General features: G+C 64.0%; 14 protein-coding genes. 9 read left to right on the forward strand and 5 right to left on the reverse strand.

Features of this window, described 5'->3' with window-relative positions; translation table 11 throughout:
* Nucleotides 1–267 precede the first annotated feature (267 nt).
* On the forward strand, nucleotides 268–1,260 hold the full coding sequence (locus AC1DRD_RS04220) for a phytanoyl-CoA dioxygenase family protein (RefSeq protein WP_478040422.1): 993 nt from the start codon (nucleotides 268–270) through the stop codon (nucleotides 1,258–1,260).
* A gap of 26 nt (nucleotides 1,261–1,286) precedes the next feature.
* Here AC1DRD_RS04220 and AC1DRD_RS04225 read toward each other — a convergent pair whose 3' ends face one another.
* Together AC1DRD_RS04225 and AC1DRD_RS04230 are read right to left on the reverse strand one after the other, a co-directional pair.
* Complete coding sequence (locus AC1DRD_RS04225) at nucleotides 1,287–3,902, reverse strand: putative bifunctional diguanylate cyclase/phosphodiesterase (RefSeq protein WP_478040423.1); 2,616 nt, start codon at nucleotides 3,900–3,902, stop codon at nucleotides 1,287–1,289.
* Between the two features lie 107 nt (nucleotides 3,903–4,009).
* Entirely contained in the window at nucleotides 4,010–4,909 is a 900-nt protein-coding gene (locus tag AC1DRD_RS04230) for a LysR substrate-binding domain-containing protein (RefSeq protein ID WP_478040424.1), read from the reverse strand.
* Nucleotides 4,910–4,999: 90 nt separating this feature from the next.
* Between AC1DRD_RS04230 and AC1DRD_RS04235 the strand changes: the two genes are divergently transcribed.
* Nucleotides 5,000–5,998 carry an aldo/keto reductase gene (locus AC1DRD_RS04235; protein ID WP_478040425.1) on the forward strand — a complete coding sequence of 333 codons (999 nt, stop codon included), beginning with the start codon at nucleotides 5,000–5,002 and terminating at the stop codon, nucleotides 5,996–5,998.
* A gap of 6 nt (nucleotides 5,999–6,004) precedes the next feature.
* On the opposite strand, the gene AC1DRD_RS04240 is transcribed toward AC1DRD_RS04235, so the two are convergent.
* Both AC1DRD_RS04240 and AC1DRD_RS04245 read right to left on the reverse strand, forming a co-directional pair.
* Nucleotides 6,005–7,171 (reverse strand): serine hydrolase domain-containing protein, encoded by a 1,167-nt coding sequence (locus AC1DRD_RS04240; RefSeq protein ID WP_478040426.1) that lies wholly within the window; start codon nucleotides 7,169–7,171, stop codon nucleotides 6,005–6,007.
* Between the two features lie 39 nt (nucleotides 7,172–7,210).
* Complete coding sequence (locus AC1DRD_RS04245) at nucleotides 7,211–7,693, reverse strand: winged helix-turn-helix transcriptional regulator (protein WP_478040427.1); 483 nt, start codon at nucleotides 7,691–7,693, stop codon at nucleotides 7,211–7,213.
* Between the two features lie 110 nt (nucleotides 7,694–7,803).
* Between AC1DRD_RS04245 and AC1DRD_RS04250 the strand changes: the two genes are divergently transcribed.
* From AC1DRD_RS04250 to AC1DRD_RS04265, 4 genes are read left to right on the forward strand one after another with little or no spacing between them, the layout of a single operon-like run.
* Nucleotides 7,804–8,178 carry a YciI family protein gene (locus AC1DRD_RS04250; RefSeq protein ID WP_478040428.1) on the forward strand — a complete coding sequence of 125 codons (375 nt, stop codon included), beginning with the start codon at nucleotides 7,804–7,806 and terminating at the stop codon, nucleotides 8,176–8,178.
* 14 nt (nucleotides 8,179–8,192) lie between these two features.
* Nucleotides 8,193–8,846, forward strand: a complete 654-nt coding sequence (locus tag AC1DRD_RS04255; protein ID WP_478040429.1) for a dihydrofolate reductase family protein — start codon at nucleotides 8,193–8,195, stop codon at nucleotides 8,844–8,846.
* The gene (locus AC1DRD_RS04260; protein WP_478040430.1) at nucleotides 8,843–9,502 is read left to right on the forward strand and encodes a glutathione S-transferase family protein; all 660 of its coding nucleotides are present in this window, start codon (nucleotides 8,843–8,845) and stop codon (nucleotides 9,500–9,502) included. The genes AC1DRD_RS04255 and AC1DRD_RS04260 overlap by 4 nt, the downstream gene beginning before the upstream one ends.
* A 24-nt stretch (nucleotides 9,503–9,526) precedes the next feature.
* Complete coding sequence (locus tag AC1DRD_RS04265; RefSeq protein ID WP_478040431.1) at nucleotides 9,527–10,051, forward strand: DUF1993 domain-containing protein; 525 nt, start codon at nucleotides 9,527–9,529, stop codon at nucleotides 10,049–10,051.
* 12 nt (nucleotides 10,052–10,063) lie between these two features.
* Here AC1DRD_RS04265 and AC1DRD_RS04270 read toward each other — a convergent pair whose 3' ends face one another.
* Nucleotides 10,064–10,780 (reverse strand): haloacid dehalogenase type II, encoded by a 717-nt coding sequence (locus AC1DRD_RS04270; protein ID WP_478040432.1) that lies wholly within the window; start codon nucleotides 10,778–10,780, stop codon nucleotides 10,064–10,066.
* Between the two features lie 144 nt (nucleotides 10,781–10,924).
* Here AC1DRD_RS04270 and AC1DRD_RS04275 point away from each other — a divergent pair, with 144 nt between their 5' ends.
* From AC1DRD_RS04275 to AC1DRD_RS04285, 3 genes are read left to right on the forward strand one after another with little or no spacing between them, the layout of a single operon-like run.
* Nucleotides 10,925–11,359: a hypothetical protein gene (locus tag AC1DRD_RS04275; protein WP_478028374.1), complete on the forward strand. Its 435-nt coding sequence runs from the start codon at nucleotides 10,925–10,927 to the stop codon at nucleotides 11,357–11,359.
* A gap of 20 nt (nucleotides 11,360–11,379) precedes the next feature.
* Nucleotides 11,380–11,790 carry a hypothetical protein gene (locus tag AC1DRD_RS04280; protein WP_478040433.1) on the forward strand — a complete coding sequence of 137 codons (411 nt, stop codon included), beginning with the start codon at nucleotides 11,380–11,382 and terminating at the stop codon, nucleotides 11,788–11,790.
* Between the two features lie 51 nt (nucleotides 11,791–11,841).
* Nucleotides 11,842–13,365 (forward strand): fumarate hydratase, encoded by a 1,524-nt coding sequence (locus AC1DRD_RS04285; RefSeq protein WP_478028377.1) that lies wholly within the window; start codon nucleotides 11,842–11,844, stop codon nucleotides 13,363–13,365.
* Nucleotides 13,366–13,430 lie beyond the last annotated feature (65 nt).

Below are 13,430 nucleotides of genomic sequence, written 5' to 3' on the forward strand. Positions count from 1 at the left end.
GGATTTCCACCAGTGCTTGGGTCGCCCCCGAACCGAACTACAACAGATTGTGCCTATCCGGCGTCGGACGCAATACCGTAAATGACGAATTAGTGACTCCATTCGTCGCTATTTTGACTCGACTCACGGAAGGTCCGATCCGGTCCATTCGCCGCGACGCGCGAGTTTCCGCGGGCTTCCGCGAAGGCAAGGGAACGAACACGGAACACGCAAAAATATTGTGGTCGATAGCTGGACCGTATCAACCGGTTGTGGTCGGGTCGAGTCATGACTGATCCGATCGCTTCATTTGATCAGATTCGCGGACTCCGGGCTTTATGGGCGCGGACGACGCGCCACGATTCGCCGGCCGAGCCACGTCCCGTGCCGATCCGGACGCTGCTCGACATACTCGGTCTCGGGCTCGAACAGACGATGTCGATGCTGGGACAGGCCCAGCCCGACTGGCCGGCATTCGTCGCGTGGATCGAGGCGACCGCGGGAGCGCCCGACGCGGCACGACTGGCGCGCTACACCGCCTGGTATGACGGCGCCGAACCGCCGGCCGAGGAGGTCGCGCGCCAGGCGGCGGTGATGGCGATGGCGCCGGTATTCGACGCCGACGACCTGGCGCGATGGGATCGCGACGGCGTCGTCGTGCTGCGCCAGGCGATCACAAGCGACCAGGCGGCGGCGATCGCGGAGCATCTCTGGTCGATCCTCGATGCCGATCCGGCCGATCCCGCGACCTGGTACGGACCGCGCACCAACGGCATCATGATCCAGCATTTCCAGCATCCGACGATGGACGTGCCGCGCCGCTCGATGCGCATGGCGAAGGGGTTCGCCGAGCTTTACGGCCATGCCGACCTCATCGTGTCGACCGACCGCTTGAGTTTTAACCCGCCGATCCGGCCCGGCTACACCTTTCCCGGGCCGCATCTGCACTGGGATGGCAATCTGACCGCGCCGATCGCGCTCGAGACCCAGGCGATCCTCTATCTGACCGACACCGCCGCCGATCAGGGCGCATTGCAGGTCGTGCCGGGCTTCCACCATCGCCTGGCCGATGGCTGGATCGCGAGCCTGAGCGGTGCCGATCCCCGCACCGTTGACCTGTCGTCCGAAGCGGTCACGGTGCCGGCAGGGGCGGGCGATCTCGTCATCTGGCGCCACGAAATCCCCCACGGCGCCAGCGCCAATCGCAGCGACCAGCCGCGCCTGGCGCACTATGTGAACCATTATCCGATGCACTGGCCCGACGAGCGGCCCTGGCTGTAGCGCCTGGGTCCGACGGCGCGCGTCCCTCAGCTCGCTTTGCGGACCTTGCGCGTCGGGACCGGCGCGTTGAGCCGCTCGAGGTTGAAATTCTGCGCGAATTCCAGGCCCGCACGGCCGTCCTTGGCCCAGCGGACGGTTGCCGGGAACATCTGGCCTTCGAGCAATTCGATTTGGACGTCGACGCCCGACGGATCGATGGGAAACTCGATGCCGTCGATCAGCGCGCCGGTCGACGAGATGTTGCGGATGCGGACTTCGCCCTTGGTGACGCCGAGGTCGAGAATGGCCGAGCGCAGCATCGTCGATCGCGGGCTGCGGCTGACCTTGTAGCCGAGCGGGGTGGCGTGGCCACCGGCGGCCTGGAGCTGGCGGATGACTTCCTCGCTGCGTGCGGGCTTGCCATAGACATAGCCCTGGATGTGGCTGCAGCCGAGTTCGCGGATCAGCTCGACCTCATCCTGATGCTCGACCCCTTCGGCGGTGGTTTCCATATAGAGCGTGTTGGCCAGCGTCACGATCGCCTTGATGATCGCTGCATTGCGGTTGCCCGGCACGGCGGCGCCGCGCACGAAGCTCTGATCGATCTTGATCTTGTCGAACGGCGCTTTCTTGAGATAGCCGAGCGACGAATAGCCGGTACCGAAATCGTCGAGCGCCAGACGCACGCCGATCCCTTTCAGCGACTTGAACATCTTTTCCGAACTGGCGTTTTCGTTGACGAACACGCCCTCGGTGATCTCGAGCTCGAGCCGATGCGGTGCCAGGCCGGAATTGGCCAGCGCGGAGGTGACGATAGCGGGCAGCGCCGGATTGGCGAACTGGATCGGGGAGACGTTGACCGCGACGCGGACATGGCTCGGCCAGCCCGCCGCCTCGCGGCACGCGGTCCTGAGCACCCATTCGCCGATCGTCTCGATCATCCCGCATTCCTCGGCGATCGGGATGAATTCGGCCGGACTGATCGCGCCGCGCGTCGGGTGGTCCCAACGGATCAGCGCTTCATAGCCGACGATCTGCTCGCCCTCGGTCGATACGACCGGCTGATAGGCGACGTAGAATTGGTTGCCGACCAAGGCGTGGCGCAGATCGTCTTCGAGCTGTTTCTTGGATTGGGCGCCCGCGAGCAACTCGCTGCGGAAGAAGCGGTGGACGCCGCGGCCGTCGCCCTTCGCCTCGTACAATGCGAGGTCGGCATTGCGGATCAATGTTTCGGAGTCGCTGCCATCCTCGGGTGAGATTGCGATACCGACCGAGCAGCCGATCGTGATCGACGATCCATCGATGAAATATGGCTGCGAGAGCGCCGCGATCACACCCTTTGCCAAATCCCCCAGGCGATCGCGATTGCCTTCGCCCGGCACCACGACCTGGAATTCGTCGCCGCCTAGCCGACCGACCAATCCGGCGTCGCCGACCGACCGTTGCAGCCGTTGCGCCACCTGTTTCAGCAAGGAGTCGCCCATCTGGTGGCCAAGCGTGTCGTTGACTGCCTTGAAGCGATCGAGGTCGAGCAGCAACAGCGAGGTGATGGCATGGCCCGATTGCGGCGCCAGCGTCTTGTCGAGCGAGGCACGCATGCGCTGGCGATTGGCGAGCCCAGTCAGGCCGTCGAACAGCGCGAGGCGCGTAATCTCGGCTTCGGACCGGCGTTTTTCGGTGAGGTCGCGGCCCGATCCGACAAAGCCCTGGAACCGGCCGAGCTCGTCGATCATCGGCCGGCCGGAAATCGACCACCAGCGCTCGCTATCCTCGTCGACGGCGGGGCACACCGAATAGTCGGAAAAGCTGGTGCGGGAGGACAAGTGAAAGCTCAACGTGCGCTCGGTGTCGCCTGCTTCGGTATCCATGCGAAAGATGTCGGTGAGCCTGCCGGCGATCGGCTCGACGCCGAGCCGGGCGAATTCGCGCCCGACCTTGGCCGACAGATAGGTGATCAGGCCGTGGCGGTCGGTCTGCCAGAACCAGCCGTCGCCATGATCTTCGACCTCGCGCACCAATTGCGCAGCGAGACGGCCCGAACTGCTCTCGGCCTCGTCGAGCCGGTTGCGTTCGACGTCGTTGCGGGCCAGTCGCACGGTCGAGATCGTCAGGCTGGCGAGCGCCAGGAAAGCGATCGCCGTGGGCAGGCCGAGCCCGGTATGGATCAGCACCATGCCGGCGAGCGCGGCGGCAAAGACCAACGTCGCGGCGCGCAGCGGATGGATCGCGATCGCGGTGATCGTCACGCCGGCGAAGACCGCGATGAACCCGGCGAGATGATATTCGCCCACTGGAAACGCCGCGACCAGCGGCAGTAGTGACAGGAGCCCGACGCCAAGCGCGCCCGAACAGAGCGTCAGGGTACGGATCTGGACATGGGTCGGCCAGAAACGCGCGAAATTGAGCTTGAGCTGGGCGAGAGCGGCGATCGATGCCGCGGCAATCACGCCGCCGCGCAGCGCCGCCAGGCGGATAAGATCGTCATGCCCGGTATAATGCGCGATCACGCCAACGACGAGCGGCGCGAGCAACTGGGCGAACAGCACGAACGGCCAGACCGCGCTCAACTCGCCAATGCGCTGCAATCGGGCCTCGATCGTCTCCGGCGTGGCGTCGACGTCGAGCGCCAGCGCGCCCCAGGTGGAACGCGTTGCATCGGCCACAGATCGGCTCGGACGAACGGACATGACCATGCCCGTAGCGCGAAGACGTTAGGAAGTGCTTTCAGCCGGACCTAAAATAGACGGCCGAGTCGGAGCGAACGGCGCAGTCAGCTCGCGTCGCCGGTTCGAATGAAATTGATAAAGGCCCGCAGCGGCGCCGGCATCAGCCGGCGGCTGTGATAGTAAAGCGAGGGACCGGGAAACGGCTCCATCCAGTCGCTCAAGACTTCGACCAGGGTGCCGCGCGCCAGTTCGGCGGTGAAGAATTCTTCGAAACCCGCCGCTATTCCCAGGCCAGCGACCGCCGCCGCGATCTCCATCTGCACCGACGTCGTGATGAGCGGCCCATCGGGGGCGATGCGATAGCGGCGACCCCCGCGTTCGAAATCCCAGGCGGCGAGCCTGCCGCTCGCGAAACGGTGGCCGAGCCTTTGATGTCCGGCAAGGTCCTGCGGATGTCGGGGCGTGCCGTGGCGATCGAGATAGGCAGGAGCGGCAACGCAGGCGAAGCGCTGTCGTCGCGGGCCGATCGGCACCGCGATCATATCGCGGTCGATGCGCTCCTCGTACCGGATACCGGCGTCGAATCCGGCCGCGAGAATGTCGACCAACTCGTCCTGAGCGGTCACTTCCATCCGGATGCCAGGATGCGCGACAAGGAACCGCGCAGCGATCGGCGGCAGGATATGCCAGGCGACGATGCCGGGAACATTGAGGCGCAAGGTGCCACTGACCTGGCCGCTTTCGGTGACCAGATCGTCGGCCGCGTGGGCGAGTTCCTCCAATGCCGGCGTGAGTCGATCGAGCAGCCGTTGCCCCGCCTCGGTCGGCGTGACGCTGCGCGTGGTGCGATTGAGCAGACGGAGGCCGAGATCGCTTTCGAGTCGGCGCACCGCTTCCGACAGTGATGACGCCGACAGGTTTTTGGTTTGCGCCGCGGCGCGAAAACCACCGGCGGCAGCCACGGCCGCGAATTGCGCGAAGTCATCGAGATTGGGCGTCGCCATTGTACGGATTTTCGCACGGGGCGTCTCGCTTGTCATGGCTTATCGTACGATCGCCAATTCGCCATATGCCGAGTTCAAAGGAGACAGACGATGGAACAGCGCAGGCTAGGCAAGAGTGGACCGATGACCTCGGCAATCGGGCTTGGGTGCATGGGCATGTCGGGCGCGTACGGGCCGGCGGACCGCGACGAGGCCATCGCGACGATCCACGCGGCGCTCGACGCCGGGATGACGCTGCTCGATACCGGCGACTTTTATGGCCAGGGCCATAACGAGATGCTGATCGGCGACGCGATCGCCGGTATGCCGCGCGACGCTTATCAGCTCAGCGTCAAATATGGCGGGTTGCGCGACCCGGCCGGGGCATTCATCGGCTTCGACGCGAGCCCGCGCTCGACCAAGAACTTCCTCCACTACACGCTGCAGCGGCTGCGGGTGGATCATATCGACATCTACCGCCCCGCGCGGCTCGACCCCGATGTGCCGATCGAAGAGACGATCGGCGCGATCGCTGAGATGGTGCAGGCAGGCTATGTCCGCCATATCGGCCTATCCGAAATGGGATCGGAGACGATCCGCCGCGCCGCCGCCATGCACCCGATCGTCGACTTGCAGATCGAATATGCGCTGATCAGCCGTGGGCCCGAGGACAGCATCTTCCCGACGCTGCGCGAACTAGGCATCGGCGTCACCGCTTATGGCGTGCTGTCGCGCGGGTTGATCAGCGGGCATTGGCAGGCGTCGGGCGGCGCGCAGCCGGGCGATTTCCGCGCGCATTCGCCGCGGTTCCAGGCGGGCAATGTTGAGGCCAATCTGCAGATTACGGACCGGCTCAAGGCGATTGCCGATGCCAAGGGCATCACCACCGCGCAGCTCGCCATCGCGTGGGTCGCGGCGCAGGGGCAAGACATCGTGCCGTTGGTCGGGGCCAAGACCCGCACGCGGCTGCAGGAAGCGCTGGGCGCGCTCGACGTGACGCTCAGCGCTGAGGATCTTGCCGCGATCGAGGCGGCGGTGCCGAGCGACGCGGTGCGAGGCGATCGCTATCCCGCGCAGGGCATGGCCTCGCTCGACAGCGAGCGGGGATGAAAAACCCTAGGGCCGGTAGCCTTCCCATTCGGCGGGAAGGCCGACCGGCCCGAGCAATTGATTGGTCAAGGACACGAAGATCGCCGCCGCGCGATTGTCATTGGCCATCAGCAGGATACAGCTCTGGCGCGTGTCGACACACATCGCGTAATTCTCGGTGCCGTCGTCATGCCCTTCCTTGAAATAGGCGTGGCCGAACCGGCTTTCGAACGTGCCCCAGCCGACGCCATAGCCCAGTTTCATAGCTTTCCAGCGATTGGTACGATCGTCGCGCAGCGTCGGAAACTGGGTAGGGCTGTCGATCCAGATCGTGGGGCGGACCATGGCCCTATGCGTGGCGAGTCCCAGGCCGTCGCTGCGCGAAACCGCGGCAAGAAAACGCGCCCAGTCGGCCAAGGTCGTAGCCATCGATCCGGCCACGTCGACTTTGCGTCGATGCGCGAAGGGCTGGCGCTGACCGTCCGCGGTGTAGCCATAGGCAAAGCGGCCGTCATAGCTGTCGCGCCAGGTCATCGACGTGTCGCCCATCCGGAAGCGGTCGAAGACACGCCGTTGGATCTCCTGACCCACGTCAAGGCCAAGACCCTGTTCGAGCACGAACTGAGCCAAATGCATGCCTTCGCCCGAATAGCCGTAGCGCGTACCCGGGTCGCGGTGGAACCGCAGCTTCTTGTCGTCCTCGAAGAAGCGGAAATTGGCGAAGCCGCTGCTGTGGTTCATCAATATCCGCAAGGTCAGCTTGCGCCAGCGTTCGTCGCCCTTGAGATCGGCATAAGCCGCATAGTCGGGCAGCGGCTTGGCCAGATATTGATCGATCGGCTTGTCGAGATCGACTTTCCCTTCAGCGACCAATTGCATCAGCATCCAGGCGAAGGTCGCCTTGGTCAGCGAGGCGCCGGGCATGATCGTCGCCGGCGTCAGCGGCGCCTTGTTCTCCAGCGACGCATAACCATAGCTCTTGATGAAGACGATCTTGCCCTTGCGGATCACCGCGACGCCAAGCCCGGTAACCTGGTTCGCGGTCATCATCCGCTGGACGATACGATCGACGGTCGATTCCGACAGGTTGCGATTGTCGAGCGTATTGTACACGCGTTGCGGCCGGTCGGTGGCGCCGATCGCGAGCAGCGCCAGGGCCGCGCTCATCATCCGCAATGATCGGCCGGTCGGCATGCGAGTCTCTCCAAGAAGTCCGGCGCGCTGTATCGCCGGTCAGGCGCAATTAGCCAACGCTTCGTACGCGGCGGTCAATCGCGGCAATACCGGTTCGTGGTTCGGCGGCAATGGCGTGCCGAGATGTTCATGGCGCAGCTCGGCCATGAACGCCTCCCACAAAGGCGGTCCGCCTTCCTCGAGTAATTGCGCGCGAATCGCCAGCTCGGGCGTGGTCGGCAGATGGCGGCGGCCCCAAGCCCCGATCTGGGCGAGCACCGGCAGCAGCTGGATCGCCGGTTCGGTCAGGCTGTAGATCGCCTTCTGCTTGTGGCTGGGATCGTCGGCGCGCGTGAGCAGCCCGCGCTCCATCAGCTTTTTCAAACGGTCGGCCAGGATGTTGGAGGCGATTCCTTCGTCCGATTGCGAGAGCAGTTCGCGATAGTGACGACGATTGCCGAACATGATGTCGCGGATGATGACCAGGCTCCAGCGGTCGCCCAGGGTCTCCATCGATAGATTGATCGGGCATCCCGACCGCATCGCCTCAGCCATACATGCAATGTAAAAAACTGCTTGCAAAATGCAACTGCTTAATTTAGCCGATGCATATACCGCTTGCGAATTGCAAGCAGTTTTGCGAGGAGGATGCGATGAAGTTTCTGTGCCTGTGCCATTACGAATCGGCGCGCTTCGCCGAGTTGAAGCCCGCGGATTTCGAGGAGATCGGCGCGATCTGCGCGCCGCATGACGCGGCGCTGAAGGCGAGCGGCAAGGTCGAAGTGATCGGTGCGCTCGGCATGCCCGAACAGTCGCGGACCCTGTTTGTCGAGAATGGCGCGGTGATCGCGAAGGCCGGTCCCTATGCCGCGACGCCCGAGCCGTTCGGTGCCTTCTTCATCGTCGAGGCCGATGATATCGACGGGGCAGTCGAGATCGCGAAGCTGCATCCGGGAACGCATCTCGGCGACAAATTCGGGCGCGGCGGAATCGAAGTGCGTCCGATCGATTTCATCGAGCGGCCGTGAGTGGGAGAGAGATGATGGGCAAGGTACGTGTTGGCGCTTTTTCGGTATCGGTCGATGGGTTTGGCGCGGGACCCGAGCAGAGCCTGGACGATCCGCTCGGCAAGAACGGCGAAGAGATGCATGGCTGGTTCTTCCCGACACGGTTTTTCCGGACCATGATCGGCAAAGAGGATGGCGAGACGGGGATCGACAACGATTTCGGCACCCGCGCGATGACCGGCTTCGGTGCGTTCATCCTGGGTCGCAACATGTACGGCCCGATCCGCGGCGACTGGAACGGGACCGACTGGAAAGGCTGGTGGGGCGACAATCCGCCTTATCACGCCCCGACCTATATCCTGACCCATCACCCACATCCGCCGATCGAGATGGAGGGCGGCACGACCTTCATCTTCGTCACTGACGGGATCGAGAGTGCGCTCGAGCAAGCGCGCGCGGCGGCGGGCGATCTCGACGTCAAGATCGGCGGCGGCGTGTCGACCGTGCGGCAATATCTCCAGGCCGGATTGATCGATGAACTCCATTACGCCGTGTCGCCGATCGTGCTGGGGCAGGGCGAGGCGATGTTCGAGGGAATCGACCTGCGCGCGCTCGGCTATGTCCCGACCCAGCAGGTGATGGGCGAGCGCGCGCTGCACATCGTGCTGTCGAAGGGAGAGGCCAAATGACCTTGAAGCTCTATGCACACCCGCTGTCGTCTTATTGCCAGAAGGCCAAGACTGCGTTCTACGAAAAGGGCGTGGCGTTCGAGGAAGTGATGCTCGACGGCAGCGAGCCGATGGCGAGCGAGTTCGCTGCGCTGTGGCCGATCGGGCGGTTCCCGGTGCTGACCGATGGGGCCAGCGACAATGACAGGCGCCTGGTCTTCGAGACAACGACGATCATCGAATATCTCGACGCCAAATATCCCGATAAGCCGCTGATTCCTAACGACCCCATCGTGGCCGTCGACGTGCGGATGTGGGATCGCTTCTTCGACAATTATGTCAGCTATCCGCAGCAACGTCTTGTCTATGGTGCGCTTGGCCGCGAGGCGAAGGACGATGCCAGGTGGCAGGGCGCGCTCGACACGGCCTATGCCCTGCTCGACAAGCATATGGCGGGGCGCGAATGGGCCGCGGGCGATGCGTTCAGCCTGGCCGATTGTGCGGCGGCGCCGGCATTGCTCTACGCCGATTGGAGCCATGCCATCCCCAAGTCGTTCGCCAACGTCTGGGCCTATCGCGACCGTTTGCTCGCACGCCCGAGCTATGCCCGAGCGCTCGATGAGGCTCGGCCATACCGTCATTATTTCCCGCTCGGCGCGCCCGAGGGGCGGGACTAGCTCGGCAGTCGGGGAGAAACAGCGATGGCAACGTCACTCTACGATCTCAGCGTGCCGACTTTCCAACAGACGGTGAGCGCCGTCGCTGGCTTTCTCGACCGCGCGGACAAGCATTGCCAGGAGAATGGCGCCAACCCCGACGAGTTCGTGAACGCTCGCCTCTTTCCCGACATGGCGCCGTTCCATTTCCAGATCGAGGCGCTGACGCATCATGCTGTCTGGGGTGTGGAAGCGCTGATCAGGAGCGTGTTCGAGCCGCCGCCGCTCGTCGGGACGATGCCGTTCGCCGACCTGCAAGCGATGGTCAGGCGAGCGGAGACCGCGCTGGCGGCGTTCACGCCGGAAGAGGTCAATGACTGCGCGGGCAAGGAACTGGATTTACAGATCGGCCCGCGCCGGCTCGCCTTCATGGCGGAGACCTTCATCCTCTCCTTTTCGCTGCCGAACTTCCATTTTCACGCGGTCACGGCCTACGACATATTGCGGACGCGGGGCGTTCCGATCGGTAAGCGCGATTATGAGGGACGGTTACGGACGAGGTCGGGATGACGATAAGCGGGATCAGGCTCCAAACGCGTCGGCCAGTTCCGTCAAACTGCTGACATTCCATTCCCAATCCTGCGCGAAGCCGCGGTCGGGCGCGGGGCGGCCGCCATATTCCATTGGACGATCGACATAAGCGGTGAGCAGCCCGCAACCGCGCGCCGCACTGAGATCGCTGTGATGCGCAGCAACGAGGCAGAGTTCGTCCGGCTGAATCGCCAGCGCCCGGGCGGTGGCGAGATACGCTTCGGGATCGGGCTTGTAGTGACCGCTGAACTCGGCACCCAGGATCGCGTCCCAGGGCAGGGCGGCACGCCGCGCCATATCGAGCATCAGCGCGATATTGCCGTTCGACAGCGTGACGACCGGAAATCGTCGCTTCAGCCGCGTCAGCCCGGCGACCGCCTCTGGCCAGGGATCGAGCCGGTGCCAGGCAAGCGTCAAATCATGCAGCCGCTCGTCGCTGATCGCGCCGGGGTCGATCTCCAGGCTGACCAGCAAGTCCTCGAGCGTTTCACGGTGAAGCGTGTCGAGAATGACGAAGGGCCGATCGCCTGATCGCACGCGCGCCATCGCCGGCTGGTACCGCGCGCGCCAGCCGTCGGCGAACGCCTCGGGGGTGATGTCGGTACGGCCCAAGCCGTCGAGCAACGGAGCGGCCTCGCGAGCGATTCCGCTGCGCCAATCCACCACCGTGCCGAACACGTCGAAGGCGAAGGCTTTGGGCAGAAACATTGAATCCTTCTTCTGCCATCATCCCGTCCGGCGCCAGAGTTATCGTTTGCGATTAGCGGTGGGTGAAAGGCGCCAAGAGCGATTACGTCAATTCGAACGAATTGCCGGATGACAAAGCCCCGTCTTGCGAGGCACTCTCGCTTCATGCGAGCGTTCTTCGCCTTTCTGATAGCGCCCATTCCAGCCGCTATACTGCTGCCCCTGATCCTGCATGTTCGGCCGCTGTTCGGGTCGCAAGCGGCGGCATTCGCCGCCACCTACGTAATTCTGCTCGGATTGCAGGTCATATTGGGCATCCCGTTGCGCTTGACGCTGGCGCGCGGCGAACGGGCGACACTAATGGCGCATGCGCTAATCGGCTCGGCTATGTACGGTGTGCCGTCGATCGGCATAGCCATCTGGATGGCGATACGGTTGGGCCGCTATTACGACCTTACCGCGCAGGTTATCATCGCTCCCGTTAGTTACGTGATCGCGGGCGGGGTGACCGGCGGGCTCTATTGGTTGCTAGCCGGGATCGGGACGCCGGCACAGCGGCAGCGCAAGCGGATCGCTGCGCTAGACGCCGATTTCGGATAAGTGCACGTCTGGGGGAGCGGATGATGCGACAGATAATTGCGTTCTTTGCTGCGCCATTTCCGGCGGTCTTGTTCGTGATCCTTGTTGGCCCGCACCGGTCGCTCGTCGCGCAAGCTATTGCGCTGTGGGGCCTCATATTGCTGATCCAGCTTGTGTTCGGTGTTTTCATCCGCATCGAACTACGGCGACAGGGTAAGGACAAATTGCGTTGGTATGCCTTGGGCGGCGCGATCATGCTCGGGCTGCCAGGGATTGCGATGGTGCTCCTGATCCCGAGCGCGCGAGGTGCCGCGATCGGCGCCGTGATTTTTACGGTGGTGATGATTGCCATGCTCGGCGCTGTTACCGGTGTGACTTATGCGTTGATCGCGGGGCAGCGCCGGCAGGAGCATATCGACGCAATCGATGAACTGGCGCGGCGCTTCGGCTGAAGGTGTTGCGCCCGTTGCGCTACCGGCCGTGGGTGCCTAGTGCGCAGCTTCATGACCACGACCATTCGCGCAGCCGATCTGATCGAGAGCGTCGCCGACGCGCTCCAGTTCATCTCTTACTATCACCCGATGGATTATATCCGCGCGCTCGGGACCGCCTATGAGGCGGAGCAGTCGCCCGCGGCCAAGGACGCGATCGCGCAGATCCTGACCAACAGCCGGATGTGCGCCGAGGGGCACCGGCCGATCTGCCAGGATACCGGCATCGTCAACGTGTTCGTCAAATGGGGCATGGATTGCCGCCTCGATGACACCTCGCGCTCGATGCAGGAGGTCGTCGATGAGGGCGTACGCCGCGCTTATCTGAACCCGGAAAACAAGCTGCGCGCGTCGGTGCTCGCCGACCCAGCTTTCACGCGGCGCAACACCAAGGACAACACGCCCTGCGTGCTCCATGTCGAGCTGGTTCCGGGCGACAAGGTCCATATCGACGTCGCGGCCAAGGGCGGCGGGTCGGAGAACAAGTCCAAGTTCAAGATGATGAATCCATCGGACTCGATCGTCGACTGGGTGCTTGAGATGCTGCCTCAGATGGGTGCGGGCTGGTGCCCGCCCGGTATGCTCGGGATCGGCATCGGCGGGACGGCGGAGCATTGCGTGCTGCTCGCCAAGAAGGCGCTGATGGAACAGATCGACATGGCGACACTCAAGGAGCGCGGGCCGAAGACCGATATCGAGGCGCTGCGCATCGAGATTTTCGATAAGGTCAATGCGCTCGGCATCGGCGCTCAGGGGCTGGGCGGGCTGTCGACCATCCTCGACGTCAAGATCATGGACGCGCCGTGCCATGCCGCGGGCAAACCGGTGGCGATGATCCCCAATTGCGCCGCGACGCGCCACGCGCATTTCACGCTGGATGGGTCGGGGCCGGTCTTTCTCGAAGCGCCCAAGCTCGACGAATGGCCCGACGTCAATTGGACGCCCGACAAGGCGGCGATCCGCGTCGATCTCGATACGCTGACCCCCGAAGTGGTGCAGAGCTGGAAGCAGGGCGACCGGCTGCTGCTCAACGGCAAGATGCTGACCGGCCGCGACGCGGCACACAAGCGGATCGCCGATATGCTGGCCAAGGGCGAGGAATTGCCGGTCAGCTTCAAGGGCCGGGTGATCTATTATGTCGGGCCGGTCGATCCGGTCGGCGAGGAAATCGTCGGTCCGGCGGGCCCCACCACCGCGACGCGGATGGACAAGTTCATGCGCATGATGCTCGACCAGGGCCTGCTCGCCTGCGTCGGCAAGGCCGAGCGCGGTCCGGCCGCGACCGAGGCGATCAAGGACGCGAAATCGGCCTATCTGATGGCGGTCGGTGGGGCCGCGTATCTGGTGGCGCGCGCGATCAAGGGATCGAAGGTCGTCGGGTTCGAGGATCTTGGGATGGAAGCGATCTACGAATTCGAGGTTGCGGATTTCCCGGTGACGGTCGCGGTCGACAGCGAGGGGAATAACGTCCACCAGCTTGCGCCGTTGGTGTGGCGCGAGAAGATCGCGAAAGAGAAGTTGTTGGAGCGGGTGTAATTCGTCGCCCCGGCGGAGGCCGGGGCCGCCGGGTTTTACGCGAGGCGCTAGCCGGATAACGTAAC

This window comes from Sphingomonas sp. P4_G2, assembly GCF_056401155.1.